Here is a 25,368-nt window from a genome sequence, read left to right on the forward strand (position 1 = left end):
TAAGCATTAATCTTTTATACATCTAACTGGGAGGGCGTAGCTGTAGGGGGTTGCGTAGCCTACGCTTACAGCGGAGTTGGCGTAGAAAACACCAATTTGATAGCCCCCAGAACCAACTATTTCCTCAGAAGAAAATGTATGTCCCCATTGTCCAAATCCATGAAATGTTCCTGTGTTTGATTGGTACCAACCTGAGCCTCTAAAAGAGAGACCACTTGCATTGGTGGCATTAGCATTCGGGCTATTCCAATGGTCGGTTCCTGTTTCCCTCAATGCAGATCCAGCTACTGCCGCACCGCCATACTCATCGAAGAGTTGTGTCAATTCAGCATTACTTGGTATATGCCATCCAGCAGGACATATGCCTTGAACTCCACTAGGGACACTGCTACCTGGCGATTCTCCGTTCATAACTGTTGCCCACAAATATAGGCGACCATAGTCCGCCTCATTTTCAATATTGTTATTCATAACCCACGAAGGCTCCGCCTCGTACCTAAGGTTCTCAGCTAACCAAACCTGGCTTCCAGCCTGGGCAGTTCTATAAACCTCGCCATCCCGGGTATCAATCCAATCTGCACCAGGACTCCAGTTTTCGTTGGGCTCAACACTCCCGTCCCCCAATTCAACATCCACTGTATCAAAACCTTCATCTACAATGATATTAAACACCACTTTACCATCTTCCAGCGTTGCGTCTACATTGATATTGTACAGGGTCTTGGGCTGCGGATCGGCAATGGACGCTGTGAACGTCCGGTCGATGGTGGTGCCGTCCAGCTTGGTGTAGCTCAGGTTTACTTCTACGGCGAGTGGAAAGGTTAAAAAATAGCCTTCTCTCGTTTCGCCCTGGCCGTAGAAAAGACTGGCTCCGCTGCTTACCACTGTTACTGTGCCTGTGTAGCTGTGGAAGGTGTTGACTACATTGGCGGAGTAGTTGATGGCGACTTTGGTATTGGCCAGCTCGGCTTCTATGTCGATAGATTTCAGCTCTTCTTTGTCGATGGTGAAGTTGTCAGACCGTCCGAAATAGTAAGGATTCTCAAAAGCTGCATCGACGAGGTTGTTGCTGTGGGCTTCCACGTAGTATTCGCCGGTGGGTAGCTGCACTTCCGCTGGTGCTGTTGAAAAGGGATCAAACACCATCACTTCGGTGCCATCGGCAGCAAAGATGGTGACCCGGAAATCGTCGGTATTCACCGCCAGGGTTCGGCCATTGGCAGGTTCGGAGGTGATGGTGAGTGAGAGGTTCAGGGACAGATAGCCGTAGTCTTTTGCTTCGGGTACTTCATCTCTGTGGCAAGCACTCAGTAAAATAAAAGCAAGAGGTAGTATGTAAAGGAGTCTTTTCATCAGTTCGCTGTTTTTGTATTAAAAACTAGGGTTGGTAGATTCCATCTTGGTCAACTTTGAGTAGCCAAACATCTGAATTTCCATGGCCACCGGGCACTGACACAGTTCCGCTCAGGTTGAACGCCGACCCACTCAAAATGTATCCGCCATCGTGGCTTTTGGCAAAGCCAGTTGAAAAGCCACGTCCGTAGGTATGGTTCCACAGCAGTTGGCCACTCGGACTTATTTTCACCAACCAGTATTGCGCTCCAATATAAGGCTGCACATTTGTCAAATCACCGTCGTTTGAACCAGCGTCCCCAGTGATAACTATATTGTTGTCGTAAGAAATATCAATATCATATCCAGTTTCCTGATCGGAACCACCAATCGATTTTTGCCACTCCAGAGATCCGTCGACCGCAAGCTTAATAACCCAAAGGTCATTTCCTCCATGGTATCCGGTTACGTCCCCATCGGCAGACGAAGTCCAGCCAGTGACAACATATCCGTCTCCCACGTCTATCAAAGCTTTTGCTTCATCCGAACCGGAGCCTCCATACTGTCGCTGCCACACCTCGTCGCCTGCCAGGTCGACTTTTGCTATGTAGAAGTCTCTGTTCCCATTTACGTCTATAAATCCACAGGCCAGATACCCGTCGTTAACCGCCACGATGTCGTTAGCTGTTGCCACTGCAGAATTACCACCAAAGGTATTCTCCCACTCCATGTTGCCAAGAGCATCTATTTTGAATATCCACATATCGGTTACCTGATTAGAATTCCCTGTTACCGCAAATCCTCCATCGCTGGTAGCAACTGCCGCATACGCCATTTCGTAATACTGTGAACCATATGACTTCTCCCAGGCAATTGACCCGTCAACATTTAACATGACCAGCCATGCATCCATACTACCGAAGCTTTGGGAGACGTCGCCATCTGATGATTGGGTACTGCCAACAACAAGATAGCCATTTTCACCTTCCACCAATCCTCCGATGAAATCGATGTTTGATCCCCCAAGCACTTTTGACCACAAGAGTACGCCGTCGGCATCCACTTTGAACACCCAGATATCTGCTACCCCTCTGAACTCAGGTACATCGAAGTCTGCCATTGAAGTTTGAACAGCAACCAGGTACCCCCCGTCTCTGGTTGCGATAATACCACCATCGGGATTGTCATAAGAAGAGCTTCCATAATTCCTTGACCAGGGAGAAAAGCTGCTTACTTCGGCTCCCCCTAACTCAATATCCACCGTATCAAAACCCTCATCCACGGTGATATTGAACACCACTTTGCCGTCTTCCAGCGTGGCGTCCACATTGATATTGTACAGCGTTTTAGGCTGTGGATCGGTAATCGAAGCTGTGTATGTTCTGTCGATGGTGGTGCCGTCCAGTTTGGTATAGCTCAGGTTTACTTCTATTTGGAGCGGTGAAGTTAAAAAATAGCCTTCTCTCGTTTCGCCCTGGACATAGAAAAGGCTGGCTCCGCTGCTTACCACTGTTACTGTGCCGGTGTAGCTGTGGAAGGTGTTGACTACATTCGCCGAATAGTTGATGGCGACTTTGGTATTGGCCAGCTCGGCTTCTATATCGATAGATTTCAGCTCTTCTTTGTCGATGGTAAAATTGTCGGATCGCCCGAAGTAGTAGGGGTTTTCGAAGGCGGCGTCCACCAGGTTGTTGCTGTGGGCTTCTACGTAGTATTCGCCGGTGGGTAGCTGCACTTCGGCTGGTGCTGTTGAAAAGGGATCAAACATCATCACTTCCGTGCCGTCAGCAGCAAAAATGGTCACCCGGAAGTCGTCGGTGTTGACTGCCAGGGTCCGCCCATTGGCTGGTTCGGAGGCGATAGTGAGTGACAGATTAAGCGATAAGTAGCCGTAGTCGAGTGGCTCGGGTGTTTCGCTTTGCTGCTGGCAGGCAACTGTTAAAGTTAAAAAAAGGAAATTTAGAAAGACGAGTTTTAAGACTTTCATAGCATTATTGAATTAGTCTAAAAGTCTCTAAGAAAGAAAAAAAAACGATGATTAGTGGACCGCTTTTGTCAGTGAATAGTAATTGTTCACGAAGCAGTTAAAAAAATTTGTAAATGCCACGCTTGTATCGGGATGCATGCTGAATGAAGACATGTTTCTTCAGCCAAAGAGACTACAAAAGTTTCGGCAGATAATGGCTGGCCCTATGAGGCGGCAGCCTGGTATCGAATTCGCAGGAAGGCGGGGCTACAACCTTTTGTAGTCTGCGACGGGCTGGCCAGTCGGCTCTACTTTACCCAAACTGCCCCTACTCCACCCTTAGCCCATTCACAGGGTTGAACTTGCGCAGGCGGCCACATGAATGGTCACGGCGAAGAAGAGTACGCCAATGAGCACAAAAAAAGACCAACTCCTCAGAATTGGCCTTTTTGCTTTTGCAGCAATGCTTTACTTACGACTTCGCAGCTTTGATGTTCACTTTGATTTCGATATTGTCAGCCAATACCATGTCTTTCATGAAGTGAACCCACTTCACATCGTAATCTTGTCTGTTAAACACTAATACGCCTTCGGCAGTCAGGCCTCCGTCAGTTACTTCTATGGAAGAGAGCTCCAATGTTTCTTCCTTTGTAATGCCTCTGATAGTAAGATCGCCAGTCACTTTGCTTCCCTCGTGAGATTTGATAGTAAAAGTGGCCGTAGGGAATTCTTCAACAAGGAAGAAATCGCCGGTTGACAGGTGACCCACCAGGTCGCTTGCTCTTCTACCCTCTTCGTCTTTGTAAGACGCTGAATCCAAAGGAGCGATAGTTGTCATGTCGATGGTGATGTCGCCACCTGTGATTTGAGTGCCTTCGGCTGTTACTGATCCGTTAGCGACTTCAATCACGCCATTGTGGCCATAAACGCCAGCCACTTCGCCTTTCCAGGCTACTACCGAGCTGGCAGGGTCTACAGAGTAAGTCACAGCAGCTACTTCTTCAGTAGTGGCAGTTTCTGTCGATGATTCGGTTGTTGCGTTTCCACCGCCGCAGGCAGTAAGGAATCCCGCTGCGATCAATGACGCAAATAATGTTTTTGTGCTTGTCAAGTTCATAGTTGTAATTGGTTTGAAATACAAAGTTAATGAAATAGATACATTAAATGTATCTACATTAAATATTAACTTGATTGCTAACGATTTGTTTTCATTGAGGAAATACTCAACCGAATTGCGTTGGGGCTTGTGTCTTCACAAGCTTTCTGGTTCGGTTGTGTCTCGACACCAGAACCCCCGAAAACAAAAAGCCTTAGATCTCTCTAAGGCTAGTCCATTGCGACGGGACTCGAATCGCACCGGCGAACCGCCGCAACCTCCTGCCTGACAGGCAGGCATGCTAACCAGCTGACATGGGAGAGATAAAACAAAAAAGCCTTAGATCTCTCTAAGGCCAGTCCATTGCAACGGGACTCGAATCGCACCGGCGAACCGCCGCAACCTACTACGTGACAGGCAGGCATGCTAACCAGCTGACATGGGAGAGATAAAACAAAAAAGCCTTAGATCTCTCTAAGGCCAGTCCATTGCGACGGGACTCGAATCGCACCGGCGAACCGCCACGACCTCCTGCGTGACAGGCAGGCATGCTAACCAGCTGACATGGGAGAGATAAAACAAAAAAGCCTTAGATCTCTCTAAGGCCAGTCCATTGCGACGGGACTCGAATCGCAACGGCGAACCGCCGCAACCTACTACGTGACAGGCAGGCATGCTAACCAGCTGACATGGGAGAGATAAAACAAAAAAGCCTTAGATCTCTCTAAGGCCAGTCCATTGCGACGGGACTCGAATCGCAACGGCGAACCGCCGCAACCTACTACGTGACAGGCAGGCATGCTAACCAGCTGACATGGGAGAGATAAAACAAAAAAGCCTTAGATCTCTCTAAGGCCAGTCCATTGCGACGGGACTCGAATCGCACCGGCGAACCGCCACGACCTCCTGCGTGACAGGCAGGCATGCTAACCAGCTGACATGGGAGAGATAAAACAAAAAAGCCTTAGATCTCTCTAAGGCTTCTTGCGGAATGGACGGGACTCGAACCCGCGACCTCCTGCGTGACAGGCAGGCATTCTAACCAGCTGAACTACCACTCCTTTCGTTGTGTCTCGATTACCTTCCGTAAATCGAGATGCAAAAGTATACGTTTGTAGTTCTTTTGCAAAACGGAAATCATAAATTTTTTCAAATTTATTGAAAGAATATCAGCGAATGCTCAACAGCGGCAAGCAACCCCTTCGTCTTCAATATTTTATGACTTTGAGCGCTACTTATTATAAACGGGCAACACAGGAAGGGCGGCAGGAATATACGGTGCATGCTCATTCTGCAGTTTTTCCAGCAAGCTCTTCAGGTTTCCAGTGATCAATTGAGATATATTGGTGTAAATCGGGTCAAACTCCTCTTTGGCAATAGCCAGCTGATCTTTATGTGTTTGTGTGGGGTCGGATGTTGAGTGCATCTGCTCATAAGCAACAGCCCCTACCCTTGAGGCTATAGTGGGCGGTACTTCTTTGTCGAGCTCTGAGGCCACTCCATCACGGTTGAGCTTCGACCTGATATCCGCCAGCTGCTTAGTCAGCGCTTCATAGCCAGCCATCAATTGTCCATGTGCGGCTTCGGTTCGTAAAATAGCTTCCCTGATGTAACGCATCTGTCCTCCTATTTCATTTACAACGCTTTGGGTGCCTTCCACCACCCGTTGAAACTCAGCCACCTCATTCTTAAAAACGACCATCGCCGACCGGTTGGCGGCAGGCAAAACAGTGTTTTGCAATGGCACCACCTCGAAACCCACCTCCTCCGACAAGTTGGTGAGCATGCCATCTACACTTTTGGAGAGCTGCACTGTGTAGCGACCAGGAACCACAAGGTGCCCTTCTTCTTTACCTGCGAAGGCATTGTAAAACGACGGCTTGTTAAGAGAAACAGGCGTTTTCGGCGCATAGCGAAGGTCCCAGGTGGTTCTATTAACACCTTTGACTGGCTTTGTCTGCAGCTTTCTCACAATATTGCCCTGACTGTCTCTGATGGTAAACAACAAATAAGGGTCTGGCTCTTGTTTCTCTTCCTTCAGCGCTTCGTAAGATGGGTAAGCTGAGTCCTGATTATTCTCCAATTGCTTTTTCTCGGCTTCCCGACGCACCTCTTCTTTTGTTTTTACCTCATCCTTTAAATACCAGGTAAATATTGCCACGGGGCCAAGGTTCTCAGCAGCGTAATAGTCATCTCCCTGAAAGGCCTTGCCAGGTAAGCCCAGTGGCATACTTTCTTCATAGGCCAAAGCATTTCTGATTGGAAACAAGGCTCCGTCTTTTGCCAGTGTCGCTTGTCCTAGCTGGCGTAAGGCAGAGTAGTCGTCTAACACAAAGAACCCCCGGCCGAAGCTGGCCAGCACAAGGTCATTCTCCCTTCTTTGAATATCGATATCTTTGATGGCAATGGTGGGCATTCCCGCTTTCAATTGCTTCCAGCTCTTTCCGCCATCGTTGGTAAAGAAAATACCATACTCCGTACCTGCAAATAGCAAATTGGGGTCTACATGGTCTTCAGCAATGCTGTAGACCGTGCCTTTTACTGGCAAATTTGCGGTGATCGACGCCCACGAAACTCCCTTATCCGAACTCTTGTAGATGTAAGGCTTGAAATCACCATACTTATGGTGATTGAACGCAGCATACACGACGCCGGCATCATGCTGAGAAGGCAGCACATAATTGACGTAGGTCATAGTAGGCACGCCGGGGAAATTTTGCTGCTTTCTCCAGCTTTGCCCCCCATTTTCTGTCACCTGAATCAGTCCATCGTCGGTGCCGGCGTACAACAGGTTCTCATCGACAGGTGACTCTGCCAACGCCACCACACTACCGAAGGGCGAGGTACTCCCATTTTTTGAGACGGCATCAATTCCCCATACCCGGCCCATTACCTTGAGCTTGTTGCGGTCGATTTGCTGGCTTAGGTCGTCGCTGATGACGTCCCAACTATTGCCCCGGTCGTCGCTGCGAAACACTTTGTTAGCAGCAAAATACACCCTTCCATCTTTGTGTCTGCTCACTAGCAACGGAGCGTCCCAGTTCCATCGGTAGTTCGCCTCTCCTTTTCTCTCTTTGGGCTGTATACCAACCTCTTCACCACTTTTTTTATCATAGCGTGACAATCCGCCATACTGAGACTGAGCGTAAACAATGTCGGGGTTCTTAGGGTCAACTGCCGACTCAAAACCATCCCCGCCGTGGGTTATGATCCAATCGGAATTAAGGATGCCGTGGTTGGTAATTGTTCGTGACGGGCCTCCTAAACTAAAATTGTCCTGCGTACCTCCATACACATTATAGAACGGCAACGCATTGTCAACGGTTACCTTATAAAACTGCGTAACGGGCAAGTTGGCTTTGAAAAACCATGTTTTTCCCGCCTCATAGGTTTCGTAAACTCCACCATCGCAACCCACCAGCCAATGCTCTGTATCAGCCGGGTCAATCCACATCACGTGGTTATCGACATGTTTGGTGTCTTCACCCACAACACTGAATGACTTCCCGCCATCTTTCGACACCTTGAACCATACGTCCATGGCATACACTTTATCGGGATCCACCGGATCAGAGAATATTTCCTGATAGTAATTGCCACTCGTTGTATAATCACTCCTTTTTTCCCACGATGCCCCTCTGTTGGTAGAACGAAAAAAGCCTCCTTTGTTCTGTGCAGCCTCTACAATGGCATAAATCACCTCGGGATTTGCCGGTGAAATAGTGAGGCCAATTCTTCCCATATCAACGGTAGGAAGGCCTTTATTGATTTTTGACCAGCTCTGCCCGCCATCCGTCGTTTTATACATACCCGAACCCGGCCCTCCACCGATATAAGTAAATACATGGCGACGTCGCTGCATAGCTGCGGCATATATGACTTTGGGGTCTCTCGGATCCATCACCATATCTGTGACACCGGTGTGCTCATCGATTGTTAGCACCGCCGTCCAGGTTTTGCCGCCATCTTCTGTTTTGTACACCCCCCGTTCCCCACCTTCTTTCCAAAGTGGGCCAATGGCAGCTACATACACCACATCAGAGTTCGTGGGATCAACAATGATTTTGGCAATGTGCTCAGACATCTTCAGCCCCATATTCTCCCAGCTCTTGCCCCCGTCAATCGATTTATAAACACCATCACCATAGCCCACTACACGCTGGTTGTTGTTTTCACCAGAACCTACCCAAACGACATTGCTGTTATTAGGATCCAACGCCACACAACCAATAGAGGAGCTTCCCTCACTGTCGAATAACGGGTCGAAGGTGGCTCCCCCATTTTCGGTTTTCCATACACCGCCGGCAGCAGTTGCCACGTAGTACACCTTCGTTTTGCTGGGGTTTACTGCTATATCAGCTATTCTGCCTGAAGTAAGCGCCGGGCCAATATTCCGAAATTTTAACCCACCCAGGGACACACTCTCCAGTGGCGACGCCGGACTTTGGGCTTGCGTTGATGAGCGACGTTGTGCGTACGAAAAATAGGCTGTCAGTAGAAGAACAATCAGGAAAGAATGCTTTTTCATAAAAGGCGAATAAATGTTTTCTTTAAGATATGAAAATTATCGCCAGACCTATCATTGAGGCTTATTGTTAGAAATTTTATGGATACTTTATTAAGGAAGTCCAAGATTTTGATGAAATAATGACGTATTCAAAGGCGAGCATGGAGGAAGAGCTAATGCGAGATCGCTCAAAACAAAACATCGAGCGCATGGCAAACCAAATGGGTGATGACCCAGCACAGTTTGGCCAACTAATGGATATTTTCTTCGATGGATCCTACCGTGCCACCCAATACTCCGCCCACCTGCTCGGCAAATGCTGCGACCTCCATCCTCACCTGATCCTCCCCTATTTGGGCAAAATGATTGACTTGCTGGATGAAGAGGTGCATGATTCATTGAAAAGGAATATCCTCCGCACCATGCAGTTTGTCGACATTCCGGAAGAGCATTGGGACAAAACTGTTCAGTACTGCTTCGAGCTGCTTCAGTCGAAGAAAGAGCCTGTGGCTGTAAAAGTATTTGGCATGACCGTGCTGGCCAACCTGTGCGAAAAGCTGCCTGAGCTGAAGAATGAGTTGAGGATCATCATCGAAGACCAGATACCTTATGGCTCAGCTGGCTTTAAGAGCCGTGGAGGTAAAATCCTAAAGAAGCTTCAGCAATAGCCGACCCTACTCCCTGCTCCAAAGCTTGTGCTGCAAAATCTTCTCCAGCACAGCCTCTCTCCAAAGTTTACTGATGGGCACGATTCCCTTTTCAGTGGCGATCTCATTTCCTTCGATAGACTTCACCTTATCAATATTCAACACATACGATTTGTGCGTTTGAATAAACTGATTCGACGGTAACAGCTCCATCACCTTTTTCAGAGTCAAATGTGCAATATGCGTCTCTGTCAGCGTCTGCACCTTCACGTAGTTCTGCATGCTTTCTACATACACCAATTCCGCCAGGCTGATTCGTTCAATTTTCTGACCAGTCTTTATAAAGAAGTAATCGGCCTTTATTTCTTTTTGTGTATTGGCTTGCAGGTAGTCAAAGGCCTTTTGCACCGCCTTTAGAAACCGATCCAATGAGATGGGCTTCAGCAAATAGTCGATCACGCTGAGCTCATATCCTTTCAAGGCGTACTTCTCATAGGCGGAAGTAATGATCACCAAAGGTGGATTTTTGAGTGACGCCAGGTAGTCGAGACCTGTGATGTGAGGCATCTCTATGTCCAGAAACAGCAAATCTGGCGTCTCCAACTTCAGCATGGCATCAAGCTGCAAGGCATTTTCGCAGGTACCCCTGAGCTCCAGGTAGTCGACTTTTTCCACATAGCTTTTTATGCCTTTTACAGCGAAAGGCTCATCGTCGGTTATGATACACTTAATCTTCATCCAGTGTCAGTTTAAGCTTTGCGGTAAAAACATCTTCACGTTGCTCTGTCGTCAGTGCATATTTGCCAGGATAAAGCAATTCAAGCCGCCTTTTCAGATTGGCCAGCCCAAGCCCACCCCTCCCTGGCTCCTCTATCAGTGCACTGTGCGATGCTATGGGCTCGGTGGTGTTGGTAATGCAAAATTCTATCCCATCGTTGCCGGCATCCGACATCTTCAGGCTGATCAACTTCTTGCCACCCACGTATTTAAAAGCATTCTCCACCAAAGGAATGAAAAGCAATGGATACACTTTTTTGTTCACAATGCCAGCATCCAGGTTCAGATCTACCTGCAGGTTAGACCCATGCCTCACCTTCTGCAGGTCGATAAAGGCATTGATGTGATCCAGTTCCTTTGCCAGGGTGGCCTTTTTATCCTTTTCCTCATAAAGCTGGTAACGCAGGAGCTCCGCCAGTTTTTCCACTGTTTGCTTCGCATCGCCCACGCTTTCATCCATTTGAAAGTAGATGGTGTTCAGGCTATTGAAAAGGAAGTGCGGATGGTACTGACTCTTAAGTAAGGCAAGCTCCGTTTCCACACTGTCTTTTTCTATCTGCTCCAGGCGCTGCGCCTGCTGCATCAGGCTTCTGAGGTAGTATCGGCCTCGCCTGATCGTAAAGATGAGCAGCAGATACAGGATAGGGATGATATTGATCTGCACAAAGTCACGCAGGGACAGCCCATCGTCCGTAAGGGCAACAAAGGGAGTTATGGAGGCATTTACAGCCAGGGCAAAAACGAGATAAGAAATGATGATTTCTCTGATCAGCGACTTTGACGATGGATGAAAGTCTTTGTTGAACCGCTTTTCCAGGAGCACAAAGCACAACTCAAAGAGATAACCAACAGTAATGGCCATTACAAACTCGCCCAGGTACATGCTGACGGGCCTGGTTGACGGAAACCCGCCATGATCAGGATTATCAATGATCCTGATCGACACGTAAACCAAAACCCCGAAAATCAGCGGCTGTATCCGCTGCCAGTTACTCGTTTTGCGTGGTGGTGATTCAATTGACATCAGACTCGAAATATAACAAAGTAGTACCGCAAGTCAGGTCTGAGGTTGTGTATTATCGGCTTTGATCTCCTTCACACCAAACAAAAACCTGGCGATACGGAACGGTCTGATCAGGTACTCATAAATCACGAGCGAGCCGATCAAAGACAATGTACTGACGAACAGATATTTGGCCAAAATGGATTCCTGCACCTGGATCACATAGTAGCCAATGGCGATGATCACTGTTTGGTGGAGTATGTAAAACGGATAGATAGCCCTGTTGGCATAGTCAATGATGGGGTGATGCTTGTTCAAATATCGTTTGGCGTAGCCAGATGCTGCCAGCAGCCACAACCATGCATCCGCTGCGAGGATACAAGTGCCCAGGTATTCCCATGCAGGATTAATGCCTTCTATGTCCCAGGGTTCAATCTTATTCCATCGAAAAAAATTGATGATGGTGATGCACAGGATAGCCAAACCTAGCAGCTTTCGGCGATGAAGCTCCACGGTGTCCCATAGGCTGGGAACAGCCCCCACAAGGTAGCCAGCCACAAAGAAAGAACACCAGTAAAAATGCCATGGCAGATCATTGACCAAGTCGTGGGTATCGGGATTCCAAAAGGCCCAAAAGCCACCTATGAGAATGGTTGGCAGCATGATCAATGCAATTTTGAAGTTGCCCATGGCAGCAACCAGGCTGGTGGCCAGTGCTTTACCCTTCTCTGACCGGATGTAAAGAAATAGAGGCAAGCACACCACCGAGTAGACAAACAAGTACAGCACAAACCACATGTGATGCCACGAAAAATTGCCTGCCGGGTAAGGAATGAACTCTAAAACCTTGGGGTAGAATGAAAAAATTGAGGAGTAGTTGGCGCCGTTGAACTGCCTCTCGAAATATATTTGAGGCGGCACTACCACAAACATGGCAAACAGCAGCGGAACCATCAATCGGTTGTTTCTCTCCTTCACATACTGCCACGGACTTCTTTTCCTTAAAGCCAAGAATGTGCCATAGCCGGAAACAAAAAACAGCAGTGGCATGCGAAACCTCGAAAGCCAGAAATTGAACTCCAGCCAGAGGTTACTTTGCTCTGCATTCTTGATATGCCAGCCCGATTCAGCAGCAAAAAGCATGGCTGCGTGGAAATAAAGCACCAGCAGTATGGCAATGATTCTCAGCCAGTCAATGTCGTGTCGTCGTTCCATGAGTTTTTTCTGTAAAAAAAAAAGTTGGGCCTATCAACTCCGAAATAATTTGACGAAACGACTTTGCCAGGTGACCAAAACGCATTTTACCCTCTTCCTTGTATTTTTCATAGTAGCCAACTGCAATGTCTGCCACCATTATGTGGCAGGATGATGAGGCCAAAGCGTCGAAAAACTATGTGAAAGCGGTCTCCAAACAAGACAGGAACAACCTGATCAGCTTTCTTAATTCTTTATAAAAGTGCCTTTCCATTGGCTATCTGACCGACAAAAGGGTCGATAATCGGGAGTGCTCTATTCCCTTTCATCTGAGGAGTGTGTATATTGAGTAGCAAAATCCTCGCTGCGATGGGCCGAATTACCATAGTCATATGCCTGCTGCTCCTCTCCTCCTGCCTCGATCCGCTTGAGGCTCCGGCACCCGACTGGCAACCTCAGACCTTTGCGGACGGCTTGCCGAATCTGGCATTCCGGCTGAGGGTCAGCACCATCAGCCCGGGCAGTGTGCGCTTCAACAACTACTCAAGTGGCATGCTTGAGTTTACGTGGTACCTTGGCTACAACAACGACAACGGCATTGAGGCTACTACTAACACGCCAGCGCCCACACTTAAGTACCCCAGAAATGGTCGGTTCAATGTGCGATTGAGAGGGCTTGGCACCGACAGTACGGTTTACTGGGGTTCCGACTGGATAGAGGTCAGCAATTTACCTAATTAGTCCTCAGCATTTGGGCCTCCTGCTTATCGATCCATCATCTTCTCAACCAGTGCCGACACTTCGCTGGTAATTTCATCCAGTTCAGTTTTCAGCGTTTCCTGCAATTGCGATAGCTGTGTGTCGGTGAGGGACTGAGAAGTTTGGTGGCTGTGTGGGTGATGATGGTCTCTGTGGTCTGTTTCTTCTCCAACGGCCACCACCTTCTCCTCCCAGGCTTCCAGCTTTGCACTCAGTGCTTTCAATTCCTCCGAAAAAACAACCAGCGTCGTGTCTCTGGCCAGAATTTGCTCCATCGAATCAAAAATAGACCTTGTTTCGGCTTCGGTGGCCAGCAATTCCTCATGGGCCTCAAAAGCTTTCTGATAATCCTCCCTCGCCTTCCCAGGGCTACAAGAAATACCAAACACCATTGCAATTAAAAGAAAGGGCTTAAAATTCATAGATAGTCTCTTTTTCACACGCCAACACCTAAGCAAAAGCTACGAAGCCGCAAGGTATTACCTCATGCAATAAAATCAACTTGTTTAATGAATTTTAAGCCCTAAAATCAAGTGATCGTGCCGATGGCTCAGGCCTGACTCAACTTAAGTTTATCCCCAAATTTCTTTTTGAGTTTCTCCACCTTGGGGCGGATAACAAATGAACAATACGGTTGAGACCCGTTGAGCTCAAAATAGTGCTGATGATAGTCCTCCGCCACGTAGAATTCACTGCACGGGCTTATTTCCGTAACTATTGGCGAGGCAAAAACACCGCTCTTGTCTAGTTGCTCTTTGTACCTGACGGCGAGCTCCATCTGCTCCTGATTGTGGTAATACACAACTGACCTGTATTGTGGCCCTACGTCGTTACCCTGCCGGTTGAGAGTGGTGGGATCATGCGTATTCCAAAAGATTTCCAATAGCTCGTCGAATGAAACTAGTTTCGGGTCAAAGGTGATTTGCACCACCTCGGCATGGCCTGTTCTTCCACCACACACCTCTCTGTAGCTTGGATTCTTCTCCTTGCCGCCAGAGTAGCCCGACTCCACTTTTATAACTCCTTTGATATTTTGAAAGATTGCTTCGGTGCACCAAAAGCACCCAGAACCGAACGTTGCCTTTTCCAATGTTATCTCCTTTTTGATATGGTTTGCTACTTGCACTAATGCGCTACCAAATAACACAAACCAAGCCCAATAGTTTCCATAGAGCCAGCTATTCCCGGAGATTGGTTAGGCAGCCTACATTAGCCCAATACCCTGCTTTCGTAAATGTTTTGCAGCTTGTTTCTGTCCTCATCCGTTAAGTGGGGATTTTGCAGCATGCGGAACAGGTCGCTGCGATTTGATATGCCATATTTGGCGAGGACATCATTTTTCTTCATCTTCTTTTTCTTCTGCCGAATCACAAAGAACATCACAATTTGCAACACAAGAACGGGAACAAGGAACCAGAGAAGATTAGTAATACTCATTACTTATTATTTATGTTATCAATAATCAATAGACAATATAGCCAAAAAAAAGTTGCATAGACAGCCTTCTGAACCGACAAACACCGTCGTATGGAATGCCCCTTTGTTTACCTACTGTTATTTAACGGATAAGTTTCATGAAAGTAGTTTAATAATCGCTAATTTTTGGATTGAATAGGAACAGCCGACAGGAGAGCCCGAGGAAAAATGGTCAAAAGCGTTGATATTGAAGAGTTTCTGGAGCTTAGCAGGCAAAATCCGGTGGTAGACGTGAGGTCGCCGTCGGAGTACACTTACGGAAGAATCCCTGGAGCCGTGAACCTGCCCCTCTTTGAGGATGACGAAAGAGCTGAAATTGGCACGCTCTACAAGCAGCAAGGCAAGGACCTGGCGGTGAAACGTGGGCTGGAAATAGTGGGCCCAAAAATGCGGCCGATGGTTGAATTTGCCGAGCAGCTCACCTTCAAAGACCATATTTTAGTGCACTGCTGGCGGGGCGGCATGAGGTCGGGCAGTGTTGCGTGGCTGCTGCAGACGTATGGATTGCCAGTGGTTACACTCAAAGGCGGTTACAAACGGTTCAGAAATCATGTGTTGGACAAATTCGCTGAAAAGATGGAGCTTATGGTCATCACTGGCCCCACAGGCTCCGGCAAAACGGATTTAATCAAGGCCCTGGCAGCCAATGGTCAGCAGGTGGTAGATTTGGAAGGCCTTGCCCATCACAAGGGATCTGTTTTCGGGGAATTGGGACAAGAGGTGCAGCCTTCCTCAGAGCATTTCCAAAACGAGCTTTTCTGGGCCATCAAGGACTTTGATTTTTCTCAACCCGTCTGGCTTGAAGATGAGTCGATAGGCATTGGCAAAGTGATGATCCCTGAAGCCTTCTGGCGGCAAATGGGCAAAAGCCCCCGTGTTCATTTCAATATGGATAGAAATATCAGGATCAAACGCCTGGTGTCGGAATATGCCAGCTTCCCGGAGAAAGTCCTGGACGAAAAAATTAACATGCTTGAAAGGAAACTGGGAGGACAGCACGCCAAAAGTGCTCTGGGACTACTTAGATCCGGAGATTTCGAAGGCGTAGCTGATCTGCTGTTAGTGTATTACGACAGGGCCTACAAAAATGCCCTGATTCGGCACAAAAAAGACTTGTTGCTGGAGATTGAAGCCGATCACGAAGACTTTGCCAAATGGGCTGAACTAGTTATAGAAAAAACGAAAACTCAATATGTCTGAACCAATAAAGCTTACCCAATACAGTCACGGCGCAGGGTGTGGTTGCAAAATATCGCCCAAAGTGCTGGAAACCATCCTGAGCAAGTCAACTGACAAAACATTCTTTCCCTCCCTGCTGGTGGGCAATCATACCAACGACGATGCTGCGGTGTACGATTTAGGAAATGGTACTGCCATTATCAGCACTACCGACTTCTTTATGCCGATCGTGGATGATCCATTCGACTTTGGTGGCATCGCTTCTGTAAATGCCATTAGCGACGTCTACGCTATGGGAGGTACGCCCATCATGGCTATAGCCATTCTCGGTTGGCCCATCGATAAATTACTACCAGAGGTGGCCAATCAGGTATTGAACGGTAGCAGAAAAGCTTGTGAAGAAGCAGGCATTCCCCTGGCGGGTGGGCACAGCATCGATGCACCCGAACCTATTTTTGGACTAGCAGTAACTGGTACCATACCAGTAACGAATATTAAGAAAAACTCAACGGCAACGGCAGGGTCGTACCTGTACCTGACCAAGCCCCTGGGCATTGGTATCATCACCACTGCGCAAAAAAGAGGCATCGTCACCGACGAACACCTGGCAACTGCAAAAAAGAGCATGCTCACCCTCAATAAACTTGGTGCAAAGCTGGGGAACCTACCCTATGTATCGGCCGTGACAGACGTAACCGGTTTTGGCTTGCTGGGGCATTTGGCTGAGGTGTGCGAAAGTAGCGGCGTATCTGCCACCATCGAGTTCGACAAGGTGCCAAAGTTTGATTTCCTCGACGATTATCTGAATCAGAAAAGTATTCCCGGAGGCACGGTAAGAAACTGGGATAGCTATGGTCACAAAATAGGTGAAATTTCCGACTATCAGCGATCTATTCTGGCAGACCCGCAAACAAGCGGTGGCTTGCTGATTGCCGTTGATGAAAATGAGGTTTCAGCTTTCGAGGATTTTCTGAAAATTGAAGGAATGCAGTTACAGCCATTTGGCTACCTCTCGCCTGAAGAAGAATATGTAATTCGGTTGAAATAATCGAATGACAAGCAAAATGCAATAGTGGTTTCGAATGGAAAGCCTGTTGTAGCTTATGATACCAAACAATGCCTATGAAAAAAAACTACTACTGCTTCGTTCTGCTACTATTGTTTGTATTTGACGGAAATGCGCAAGGTACTCCTGATTGGAAAACAAAGATAGAGCAGCTGGAAAAGGCATTTGGCATCGACATATACTATCGGAATGAATGGGTTGACGCTTCCAAGGTGACCATCCCCGACACTTCTCTTCCAAGGGATCAAGCGTTGCAGGCCTTTCTCGCACCTCTCAGCCTTTCATATATCACCTACCGAAAAAAGCTGGTTGTGTTACTGCCCGATTCAACTGCCAGAAAATTTGCTTCCAGCTCGGAAGACTATGGGTCTCAACTAAAAATTCCTGAGGGAGTCACCATCATAGGCGACCTAAAATCGTTCGGAACTCAAAGGAATGCCACTATTCGGGGCCGTATCATCGACGCAAACAGTGGTGACCCATTGATCGGGGCGAATGTGATGCTTGTAGGCACCAACCGATCTACGAGCACCAACGAAAAAGGCGAGTACTCCTTCCAGGTGCCTGTTGGCCTGTACGACCTGCTCATTACAACTGTTGGCTACATTGAAGAAAGAAAACCGGTGGCAATTGTCGGCGATGGGCAGCTAAGCACCGAACTATTTGACACCACTTACGAGCTTGAGGAGATTACGATCCGGGAGAGAGCGTTTGAAAACAACGTGACAGATGCCAAAATGGGTATCAATTCGATAGATGTGGCCTCTATCAGGCGATTACCTTCATTCCTCGGGGAGGCCGATGTGATAAAAAGCCTGACATTTCTTCCCGGGGTAAGTTCCGTGGGTGAGGGTTCTTCCGGTTTTAATGTGAGAGGAGGAAATTTTGACCAAAACCTTATCCTCATGGACGGTGCCCCTGTATTTTATCCGTCGCACATGCTGGGTTTCTTCTCTCTCATCAATTCAGAAATGGTGGATAACCTTACGCTCTACCGGGGCGGAGTTCCAGCCAAATACGGTGGGCGGATAAGCTCCGTGCTGGACATTCGGCTCAAAGAAGGTGACAAGAAACGGTGGAATGGTAATGTGGGACTAGGGCCTATCACCAGCAAGGCCTTTGCAGAAGGGCCACTGATAAAAAACAAGGCGTCGCTTGCCCTCGGTGTTCGGGTGGCCAGCGCCGACTGGATTTTGAAGCGAACAAGAAGTATTGAACTTCGGGAAAGCGGAGCGAGGTATATTGATTTTCAGGGCACCATCGACGCATTTGTTACCGACAAAGACAAGTTGAGGCTCTCCGGCTATATGAGCGGCGATAGATTCTCATTTGCTCAGGACGCTATTTACAGCTATCAGAACAACATCTACTCAGTTTCATGGACACACTCCTTTCCGCAAAACATTTATCTCAAAGTAAATGGTGCCTCCAGCGATTACGATTTTGAAGTGGAGAACACCGAAACATTGCGTGAATACATCATGCAAAGCGGTATTCATTACAAGGATGTAAAAGCAGACCTCACTTACGACCCCGGAAACGGCTTTCAGGCAGAAGTGGGGGTGTTGGCCGGTAAGTACAATATTGAACGAGGTGAATTGGAGCCAACTACCATCTCTTCACTGGAGGCAGCCCGCAGTCTTCAGGACATGAACGGAATAGAAAAGGCCGTATACGGATCTGTCGAGTGGAAGCCTGCTTCATGGCTTACCTTGTCGGCAGGCAGCCGGTATACAACCTTCGATCAAAAAGGGCCATTGAAAATTTATTCCTATGATCCGGCGCTGGCCAGGGATGACGACGCCATCATAGACTCTACCAGCTATGCCAAAGGTGATGTAATTAATACTTACTCAGGTTTTGAGCCACGAGGTTCTGCAAGCATCAAAATAGCCGAAGAGCAGTCGATTAAGATTGGGTACAACCGGATGAGGCAGTACATTAATATTGTTTCAAACACCGCCGCCGTCACCCCTTTCGATATCTGGACCACCAGCAGCACTCATTTCAAGCCTGTTATCGGAGACCAGTACGGCATCGGCTATTTCAGGAACTTCACAAAAAATAAGCTGCAAACATCGGTTGAGCTGTTTTATAAGGAAGTGCAAAATGTGACCGAGTACAAGAATAATGCTGACCTCTTCCTAAAAGACAATATTGAAACAGAATTGCTTCAGGGTTTTGGCAGGTCCTATGGTGCTGAATTTCTCGTTCAAAAAGATGCTGGGTTGCTTACAGGATGGGTAAGTTATACCTACTCCCGAAGCCTGAGAACAATAAACGGAGAGCTGGAAGAACAAAAGATCAACAGGGGCAAAGAATATGCTGCGGACTTCGACAAGCCCCACACCCTCAATATTGTTTCAACTTATAAACTCTCTAGGCTCTGGAGGTTTTCAGGGAATTTCACCTACAGTACCGGGCGACCTACCTCCTACCCAATTGACAAATATGTATTCAACGGGATTGTGGTGGCTCAATTTTCAGAGAGAAACCAGTTCAGGGTGCCAGACTATCACCGGCTCGATATCGCATTTTCAGTTGACGGCACCAACAAGCGAAAAGCCAAGGTGGAAACCTCGTGGACGTTTTCGCTATACAATGTTTACGGTCGCAAAAACGCCTATTCGGTCTTTTTTAGCCAACGAAACTCTGACCCGCCTGTAACTCCCTACAAACTTGCCGTGCTTGGGATTCCGTTCCCTTCAGTCACCTTCAATCTTAAATTTTTGTAGAGCAGATGCGGTTCACAGACCTAATGCACCGATTGAAAACAGCGCCGGAAGGAGTTCGCAAAAGAATGGCATCGAAGCTGTCCTGCGCATTCGTGCTGCTATTGGCATGTGTTAGCTGCATTGAACCTTATGAAGTTGATTTTCCCAAACAAGACAATATCCTTATTGTAGAAAGTATGTTGCTGGATCATCCTGACTATCAGCGAACCAGGTTGTATTTCCAACATCAGGACGGGCCTCGTGAGATCATCTACAATGCTACAGTCAGCATTTCAAATAAAGCGGGGGATTCCTGGCCGCTGGTCGTCACCTACGACGGATCATACGTCCCCCTTTCTGGCAGAATTGAGGTGGCGGCCGGGGACGAATTCCAACTGGAGATTGCTATCGGAGATTCGATTAGAGCCGTTTCAACCTGGGAAAAGGTTCCTGAGCCATCGGAAATTGATACCGCTTTCATGGAGGCGAAATACCGGTCCGTCGTTAACAACAGAGGGATTGAGACAACTTCGAAAGGAATCGAAATTTTTGTGGCAACAAAGCCAGTTGCTTCAGAAAACACTTACTTGCGCTGGACTTACGAAGACACCTACGCCTATGATGCACCCATGGCATCAGACCTTTGCAGCGAGTGTCAATACTGCTACATACAGGAGGAAGTGGGAAACTTTATCGAACTGGCAGAAGTGTTGAACAGCAAGGGGAAAGTTCTTTCCGGCAAGTCAATTGAGTTTGTTGAGTTCGACGAACGGTTTGGGATCAGGTTCGCCGTGTTGGTTAAGCAACTTACCATTACAAAAGCAGCCTACGAGTACTACAAATCCATCAATCAACTCAATGAAGCACGGGGCAGCATTTTTGATCCGCCACCGGCAGTGCTAAGGGGAAATGTCAGCAACAACCTCAGGCCCACAGAAACAGTTTACGGCTTCTTTGAGGTGGGAAAATACAGCGAGGCTTCGGCCAGAATAACGAAATCCGACATAGACTTTCTGATACCCTCGTTTTATGAAAATTGTTTGGTTCCAAACCCTGGGGCTGACTGTTTCGACTGCCGGGCAAGGGAAGGCGCCACCAAAGTCAGGCCCGACTACTTTTGATCTTATGATTAACAGAAAACTATCATATGGCCCTTTATTCACGCTCTTGCTACTTGCCGGGTGTATTGAACCGTTTTCTCTTGACGTTGAGCGTGTTTCCAACCAGATAATTGTGGAAGCAATTCTCTCTAACCACTCCGAGTTACAATCGGTAAAGCTTCTTCAGACACCAAACGACCCTCTTGGTTTTATTGAATTAGAAGGAGCGATAGTAAAGGTTGAAAATTCGAACGGCATAAAATTTTCTTTTTCAGAAGTCGCAGCAGGCACCTATTACCCTACCACTCCCATAGAAATCACTAATGGAGAGAAGTACCGGCTGCTCGTTGACCTGGGAGATTCCGTGCAAATAGTATCAAACTGGCAAAGTGTTCCGCCGCCGCTCAAAATAGAGACGGCACATGTGTCGCCTACCATTGAGCAATCTGTTAATGACAATGGATACTTAACACCCTATTACGGCTTTTCCTACTATGTCACCTCTGAGTACACCAATGCTGCGAGCACCTTTGTCCGCTATTCCTACCAGTCGGCCTACATCATGGAGTCGCCACTGCGGAGCTCCCTTTGTTGGGATTGCACTGGCTGTTACATTGTCAGCAATGCAAAGGACTTCATAAAAACCGCATTTGTGGAGAATGGCAGCAGAAAGAGACTTTTAAACTTTCAGATTGCATTCATCAACTCCTCCTACGAGTATTCCATCAAAAAAACCCTCCGGATATTTCAACACTCCATTAACGAAGACACATACGAGTATTACGCTACCATTGAACAACAAAAAAACCTGAAAGGCACCATATTCGATCCACCTCCGGCTATAGCGAAAACTAACCTAAAAGATGTAAGGAACCCTGAAAGAGTCATCTATGGCTTCTTTGAAGTTAACAGCGTTGATGAAGCTTCGGTAAGTACCAATGGCAATAGTGCGCCTTTTGCAGTGCGCACATTTGATGAAATATGCACCCCCTATAACTTATACACTAATCCGCAGTGCGCCGACTGCCGTGTGAAAGAAGGTGCTACAAATGAACGCCCCCACTGGTTCTAGATGAAACGACTAACCTCATATCGATATACCGTAAGAATACTGGCACTGCTGCTGCTTGCTATTCCCTCGTGTGTGGAGAAATTTGAGCTCGATATACCAAGGTCAACGCAAAACTTTGTGGTAGAGGCCCTCCTGTTGGACGACGCAAGGTTTCAGAAGGTGGTGCTTTCAAAAATCAACCTCGACGGAAAGTCGGAACCATTCGACGATGCAAGGATCGTTCTCCAATCAGACAACGACGATATGGAAATAGCACTTGAACCGAGAGGCGAAGGGTTATACACCCCATTGGTGTTTGTACCGCTTGCCAAAGGAGACAAGTATCGTTTGGTGATCGATACTGATGAAGAGACAAAAATTGTGTCAGACTGGGAAGAGGTACCAGATGCTATAGCACTTGAAGGAGGCTACTGGGAATCGCACACCTTCGAGTTTGTGAACGACAATGGTGTGACGATAAAAAGAAATGGAATTAACTTCAAAGTCAATACGGGTACTTTTCAGACTCCAAACACCTTTCTGAGATACGACTTCGAAACCGCCCATATCAATGAGGCACCCTTTAGAGACCCAAGGTGTGATTGCCTCAACTGCTATATTATCTCAGGTTCAGACGAGTTCCTGAACATTACCAGTGCCACGGAATCGGAAGGTAAATCGATTAAAGATCACCTCATTACGTTTCTACCTCTTGATAAGAGATTCAGCTTCCGGCTTACCATGCTGGTTCGTCAGATTGCCATTACAAGGAATGCTTTTCATTTCTATCAGTCTATTGATCAGCAAAGAAACCTGAACGGCAGCATCTTCGATCCACCACCGGCAATTATCAAGGGCAACCTGTACGTGGAAGAGAAGGAAGACATAAATGTTTACGGCTTGTTTGAGGTAGGACGGCTATCAGAGATTCCAATTACTATTTATAAGAGCAACATCAAAAACGAGTTCCTTACCTACCTCGACATTTGCTATGCAGGAGCGAGGATCAACAATATAGAATCCTTTTGCTTTAGCTGCTATGCCGAAGAGGGAGCGAGTCCAAGGCCCTATTACTTTGAATAACTATGAAATACCTACTGCTACTTCCGTTATGCGTTCTTGGTCTGGCCAAAGCCAGTGCACAAGACGATTCACCGGAAAAGCTTGTTCCCGAATTCATTCACCTGACAACGGACAAGCCTTTCTATTTCGAAGAAGAAAGACTGATTTTTCAGGCTGTTGCATTGAGCAACAAAACGTTCAAGGTGGTGAAAAGAAATGACGTCATCTATTCGGAACTATTGAACGCCAGGGGAGAAACGATAGGATCGGCCAGGTTCTTGTGGGTAAATGGCGTTGCCAGCGGAGAATTTCGGCTGCCTCTCCTATTCGATGAACAAGCGATACACTACCTCCATGTGTTTACTCCTGCCCTTCTTAACAATACCGAATGGGTGGAAGCCTCTATCCCCATCAGCACTTATCAAATACCCTCGTCGGCCATTGAAGAAAACTCAATAGCCCAATTGGCTACAAAAGAGGAGCCCGGTTTGGTTATTTCTCCTGACAACGGAAGAATATACTCTCATCTCCCCAACCAGGTCTTTTTCAGAGTGACGAATCCAGAGCCAGGGATAGCGTATAAGCTTACTGTTGAAAGGGACAACGGCTCCAAAGACACCGTCTCTACAGTTGGCGAATTGATGGGGGATTTCATAGTCCATCCAACTACTAACAAGCCCATTACCTTGCAATTGTGGGACAATGCAACCGTGGTTGCTTCCACAACTATACAACCAGAAGAAACCCCTGGTATCACCCTTGAGGTGGCAACCGACAGTGCTAAAAATCTTGAGCTAAAAATCTACAGCACCTTCGACCTATCCAAGAAAGTAGAATTGGAAATCAGGCAGGGCGACCTGCTCGCTTTCAAAAGAATAGTGAGTATTAACCAGCCCATAATGACAATGCTTGTGCCTGCCAGTGCTTCAGAGAGAACTGCAGCTTATTCAATCATTGTTCGGGACGAGGCAAAGAAATTGTTACTCGAAAGGTTTGTCTTTGTTGAGGATCCAATTGAGCAGCAACTAAAATGGATCAACCAGCGGAGTAAGCTGCCATCAGGAAGCACCCCTAACCTGCTGTTTGTGGTCAATGTGGATAGTATCGATTTTTCGGAGGCCTATCTTTCAGTCAAACTGGTGGATGAAAGGCTTCCTACGCTAAACGGCAACAACCTGAAAACTGCCGGACAAACCTATGCCAGCTATCAGCTAAAAAGAGCCGGGATATTTTCGGACGATGTTCCGCTGGCGTTTGATGACTTGGCTGCCAGTCAAAAAGAGGCCTGGGTTCAGACCAACCGCAGCAAGGTCACCATCAAACCTCCGGTTCTGGTGTCAGACTCGATACAGCTGGCGCCTGACCCATTCCAGAAAGGTTTTAGAATAACGGGCAGAATAACTTTTAAAGAAACCGGAGAGCCTTTACAATACTGTCCACTGGCCCTGGCTAACACCAGCGACTTTTCGCTATTCCGGTTTGCCAAAACGACGAAAGACGGGTTCTTCAAGTTTGAAAACCTTACGTTCGAGGGTGAAAACGAGCTCTTTCTGGCTCTCCAGAGATACTATGATCATGATGTGGATATTGTGATTGACCAGCCCGTGTTTCCCCAGTTTAAAAGGTCAGTTGCAAGTCCCCCCAAGATCGCTTCACGTAACAAAACGGCTTTGCTAAACGAAGCGCTGGAGAGAAGCATTATCGACAGCGTGTACACTGGCACATCCGATGTCGTAAAAGTTTTCCAGGAGAACAATTTCATCAGCAAAATTGCCGGATTCTTCCTCGAACCAACGGAAGTAATCGACCCTCTCGTATATGTGCCCTTCAACGAAATGAAGGATGTTTTCAAAGAGATTTTGCCCAGTGCCTATTTACGGTTCAAGAAAGGGAAGCCGCTGATACGCATGGTGCACAACACTATTCAGCTACCTTCAAATGCAGTTGTTACCGGATTAATGGACGTTCCTGCGCTGGTCATTGTTGACGGAGTACCCATTTTCAATCAAGCTGAAGTATTAAGTATTAATCCTGCCCTTGTCACCAAGTATGAATTGTATCACGGTCTCTTCACTCTTGGTCACGAAGTGTACCTGGGGCTTGTTCACATAGTGACCAATGTCGACTACCTGAACCAAAAAGAAATCAAAGGGCTTCACAAATTCAAGTACACGGGCGTTAATGCTTCGAACCCCATCGCCATTGGCCCAACAGGAGAAGCCAACAGTCCTTACCTTTCGCCCGTGGGTTTTTGGGTCACCAATATAAACCCCGACGACAAGGGAGTGGTGCAGTTGCCTATTCGGCTAACCAGTGTGCCTGGCGACTATTGGCTAATGTTGGAAGTTGTGACACCCAACGGAAAAGGCATGGTGGAAAAATGGCCGTTGCAAATTGAATAGTGCCAAAGTTGGATAGCTGCTGGCTACGCCAATAAAA

At 47.4% G+C, this 25,368-nt stretch carries 20 protein-coding genes and 1 tRNA gene; 10 read left to right on the forward strand and 11 right to left on the reverse strand.

Annotated features, from left to right (window positions below):
- Positions 1 to 6 precede the first annotated feature (6 nt).
- The 5 genes from RT717_RS11625 to RT717_RS11645 all read right to left on the reverse strand — a co-directional run bounded on the left by RT717_RS11625 (position 7) and on the right by RT717_RS11645 (position 8,922).
- Positions 7 to 1,353, reverse strand: coding sequence for a DUF4493 domain-containing protein (locus RT717_RS11625; RefSeq protein WP_317491908.1), 1,347 nt, complete (start codon positions 1,351 to 1,353; stop codon positions 7 to 9).
- Between the two features lie 25 nt (positions 1,354 to 1,378).
- Positions 1,379 to 3,319, reverse strand: coding sequence for a DUF4493 domain-containing protein (locus RT717_RS11630; protein WP_317491909.1), 1,941 nt, complete (start codon positions 3,317 to 3,319; stop codon positions 1,379 to 1,381).
- Positions 3,320 to 3,770: 451 nt separating this feature from the next.
- Positions 3,771 to 4,415, reverse strand: a complete 645-nt coding sequence (locus tag RT717_RS11635) for a YceI family protein (RefSeq protein ID WP_317491910.1) — start codon at positions 4,413 to 4,415, stop codon at positions 3,771 to 3,773.
- Between the two features lie 966 nt (positions 4,416 to 5,381).
- Positions 5,382 to 5,455, reverse strand: a tRNA-Asp gene (locus RT717_RS11640).
- A 170-nt stretch (positions 5,456 to 5,625) separates the two neighbouring features.
- Complete coding sequence (locus RT717_RS11645; protein WP_317491911.1) at positions 5,626 to 8,922, reverse strand: WD40/YVTN/BNR-like repeat-containing protein; 3,297 nt, start codon at positions 8,920 to 8,922, stop codon at positions 5,626 to 5,628.
- A gap of 188 nt (positions 8,923 to 9,110) precedes the next feature.
- Here RT717_RS11645 and RT717_RS11650 point away from each other — a divergent pair, with 188 nt between their 5' ends.
- Positions 9,111 to 9,569: a hypothetical protein gene (locus RT717_RS11650; protein WP_317491912.1), complete on the forward strand. Its 459-nt coding sequence runs from the start codon at positions 9,111 to 9,113 to the stop codon at positions 9,567 to 9,569.
- 6 nt (positions 9,570 to 9,575) lie between these two features.
- Here RT717_RS11650 and RT717_RS11655 read toward each other — a convergent pair whose 3' ends face one another.
- The 3 genes from RT717_RS11655 to RT717_RS11665 are packed head-to-tail and all read right to left on the reverse strand — an operon-like array spanning position 9,576 to position 12,543.
- Entirely contained in the window at positions 9,576 to 10,286 is a 711-nt protein-coding gene (locus RT717_RS11655) for a LytR/AlgR family response regulator transcription factor (protein WP_317491913.1), read from the reverse strand.
- On the reverse strand, positions 10,276 to 11,349 hold the full coding sequence (locus tag RT717_RS11660) for a sensor histidine kinase (RefSeq protein ID WP_317491914.1): 1,074 nt from the start codon (positions 11,347 to 11,349) through the stop codon (positions 10,276 to 10,278). Before RT717_RS11660 ends, RT717_RS11655 begins: the two co-directional genes overlap by 11 nt.
- A gap of 33 nt (positions 11,350 to 11,382) precedes the next feature.
- Positions 11,383 to 12,543: an acyltransferase family protein gene (locus RT717_RS11665; RefSeq protein ID WP_317491915.1), complete on the reverse strand. Its 1,161-nt coding sequence runs from the start codon at positions 12,541 to 12,543 to the stop codon at positions 11,383 to 11,385.
- 125 nt (positions 12,544 to 12,668) lie between these two features.
- Here RT717_RS11665 and RT717_RS11670 point away from each other — a divergent pair, with 125 nt between their 5' ends.
- Entirely contained in the window at positions 12,669 to 12,782 is a 114-nt protein-coding gene (locus RT717_RS11670; protein ID WP_317491916.1) for a di-heme oxidoredictase family protein, read from the forward strand.
- Between the two features lie 109 nt (positions 12,783 to 12,891).
- Entirely contained in the window at positions 12,892 to 13,263 is a 372-nt protein-coding gene (locus tag RT717_RS11675) for a PKD domain-containing protein (RefSeq protein WP_317491917.1), read from the forward strand.
- Between the two features lie 23 nt (positions 13,264 to 13,286).
- On the opposite strand, the gene RT717_RS11680 is transcribed toward RT717_RS11675, so the two are convergent.
- From RT717_RS11680 to RT717_RS11690, 3 genes are all read right to left on the reverse strand, one after another.
- A complete protein-coding gene (locus tag RT717_RS11680; RefSeq protein ID WP_317491918.1) occupies positions 13,287 to 13,703 on the reverse strand; it encodes a hypothetical protein in 417 nt (138 codons plus the stop codon).
- 128 nt (positions 13,704 to 13,831) lie between these two features.
- Complete coding sequence (gene msrA / locus RT717_RS11685) at positions 13,832 to 14,371, reverse strand: peptide-methionine (S)-S-oxide reductase MsrA (RefSeq protein ID WP_317491919.1); 540 nt, start codon at positions 14,369 to 14,371, stop codon at positions 13,832 to 13,834.
- Between the two features lie 119 nt (positions 14,372 to 14,490).
- The gene (locus RT717_RS11690; RefSeq protein WP_317491920.1) at positions 14,491 to 14,718 is read right to left on the reverse strand and encodes a hypothetical protein; all 228 of its coding nucleotides are present in this window, start codon (positions 14,716 to 14,718) and stop codon (positions 14,491 to 14,493) included.
- A 207-nt stretch (positions 14,719 to 14,925) separates the two neighbouring features.
- Between RT717_RS11690 and mnmH the strand changes: the two genes are divergently transcribed.
- The 7 genes from mnmH (at position 14,926) to RT717_RS11725 (ending at position 25,331) form a co-directional block, all read left to right on the forward strand.
- Positions 14,926 to 15,957, forward strand: a complete 1,032-nt coding sequence (mnmH, locus tag RT717_RS11695; protein ID WP_317491921.1) for a tRNA 2-selenouridine(34) synthase MnmH — start codon at positions 14,926 to 14,928, stop codon at positions 15,955 to 15,957.
- The gene (selD, locus tag RT717_RS11700; RefSeq protein WP_317491922.1) at positions 15,950 to 16,984 is read left to right on the forward strand and encodes a selenide, water dikinase SelD; all 1,035 of its coding nucleotides are present in this window, start codon (positions 15,950 to 15,952) and stop codon (positions 16,982 to 16,984) included. The genes mnmH and selD overlap by 8 nt, the downstream gene beginning before the upstream one ends.
- A gap of 74 nt (positions 16,985 to 17,058) precedes the next feature.
- Complete coding sequence (locus tag RT717_RS11705) at positions 17,059 to 19,737, forward strand: TonB-dependent receptor (protein ID WP_317491923.1); 2,679 nt, start codon at positions 17,059 to 17,061, stop codon at positions 19,735 to 19,737.
- Between the two features lie 5 nt (positions 19,738 to 19,742).
- The gene (locus RT717_RS11710; protein ID WP_317491924.1) at positions 19,743 to 20,837 is read left to right on the forward strand and encodes a DUF4249 domain-containing protein; all 1,095 of its coding nucleotides are present in this window, start codon (positions 19,743 to 19,745) and stop codon (positions 20,835 to 20,837) included.
- Positions 20,746 to 21,888 (forward strand): DUF4249 domain-containing protein, encoded by a 1,143-nt coding sequence (locus RT717_RS11715; protein ID WP_317491925.1) that lies wholly within the window; start codon positions 20,746 to 20,748, stop codon positions 21,886 to 21,888. Before RT717_RS11710 ends, RT717_RS11715 begins: the two co-directional genes overlap by 92 nt.
- Positions 21,889 to 22,950, forward strand: coding sequence for a DUF4249 domain-containing protein (locus RT717_RS11720; RefSeq protein WP_317491926.1), 1,062 nt, complete (start codon positions 21,889 to 21,891; stop codon positions 22,948 to 22,950).
- Positions 22,951 to 22,952: 2 nt separating this feature from the next.
- Positions 22,953 to 25,331: a hypothetical protein gene (locus RT717_RS11725; protein ID WP_317491927.1), complete on the forward strand. Its 2,379-nt coding sequence runs from the start codon at positions 22,953 to 22,955 to the stop codon at positions 25,329 to 25,331.
- The last annotated feature ends 37 nt before the right edge of the window (positions 25,332 to 25,368 follow it).

The sequence above is a fragment of the Imperialibacter roseus genome (assembly GCF_032999765.1).
GTDB lineage: Bacteria > Bacteroidota > Bacteroidia > Cytophagales > Cyclobacteriaceae > Imperialibacter > Imperialibacter roseus.

Excerpts from the sequence above, each read along its gene's own strand:
- RT717_RS11670 (WP_317491916.1), top strand. The coding sequence starts at position 12,669 with ATGTCTGCCACCATTATGTGGCAGGATGATGAGGCCAAAGCGTCGAAA.
- selD (WP_317491922.1), top strand. The coding sequence starts at position 15,950 with ATGTCTGAACCAATAAAGCTTACCCAATACAGTCACGGCGCAGGGTGT.
- RT717_RS11705 (WP_317491923.1), top strand. The coding sequence starts at position 17,059 with ATGAAAAAAAACTACTACTGCTTCGTTCTGCTACTATTGTTTGTATTT.
- RT717_RS11660 (WP_317491914.1), bottom strand. The coding sequence starts at position 11,349 with ATGTCAATTGAATCACCACCACGCAAAACGAGTAACTGGCAGCGGATA.
- RT717_RS11720 (WP_317491926.1), top strand. The coding sequence starts at position 21,889 with ATGAAACGACTAACCTCATATCGATATACCGTAAGAATACTGGCACTG.
- RT717_RS11625 (WP_317491908.1), bottom strand. The coding sequence starts at position 1,353 with ATGAAAAGACTCCTTTACATACTACCTCTTGCTTTTATTTTACTGAGT.
- RT717_RS11715 (WP_317491925.1), top strand. The coding sequence starts at position 20,746 with ATGAAAATTGTTTGGTTCCAAACCCTGGGGCTGACTGTTTCGACTGCC.
- RT717_RS11650 (WP_317491912.1), top strand. The coding sequence starts at position 9,111 with ATGGCAAACCAAATGGGTGATGACCCAGCACAGTTTGGCCAACTAATG.
- RT717_RS11680 (WP_317491918.1), bottom strand. The coding sequence starts at position 13,703 with ATGAATTTTAAGCCCTTTCTTTTAATTGCAATGGTGTTTGGTATTTCT.
- RT717_RS11665 (WP_317491915.1), bottom strand. The coding sequence starts at position 12,543 with ATGGAACGACGACACGACATTGACTGGCTGAGAATCATTGCCATACTG.
- RT717_RS11725 (WP_317491927.1), top strand. The coding sequence starts at position 22,953 with ATGAAATACCTACTGCTACTTCCGTTATGCGTTCTTGGTCTGGCCAAA.
- mnmH (WP_317491921.1), top strand. The coding sequence starts at position 14,926 with ATGGTCAAAAGCGTTGATATTGAAGAGTTTCTGGAGCTTAGCAGGCAA.
- RT717_RS11645 (WP_317491911.1), bottom strand. The coding sequence starts at position 8,922 with ATGAAAAAGCATTCTTTCCTGATTGTTCTTCTACTGACAGCCTATTTT.
- RT717_RS11690 (WP_317491920.1), bottom strand. The coding sequence starts at position 14,718 with ATGAGTATTACTAATCTTCTCTGGTTCCTTGTTCCCGTTCTTGTGTTG.
- RT717_RS11655 (WP_317491913.1), bottom strand. The coding sequence starts at position 10,286 with ATGAAGATTAAGTGTATCATAACCGACGATGAGCCTTTCGCTGTAAAA.
- RT717_RS11675 (WP_317491917.1), top strand. The coding sequence starts at position 12,892 with ATGGGCCGAATTACCATAGTCATATGCCTGCTGCTCCTCTCCTCCTGC.
- RT717_RS11630 (WP_317491909.1), bottom strand. The coding sequence starts at position 3,319 with ATGAAAGTCTTAAAACTCGTCTTTCTAAATTTCCTTTTTTTAACTTTA.
- RT717_RS11710 (WP_317491924.1), top strand. The coding sequence starts at position 19,743 with ATGCGGTTCACAGACCTAATGCACCGATTGAAAACAGCGCCGGAAGGA.
- RT717_RS11635 (WP_317491910.1), bottom strand. The coding sequence starts at position 4,415 with ATGAACTTGACAAGCACAAAAACATTATTTGCGTCATTGATCGCAGCG.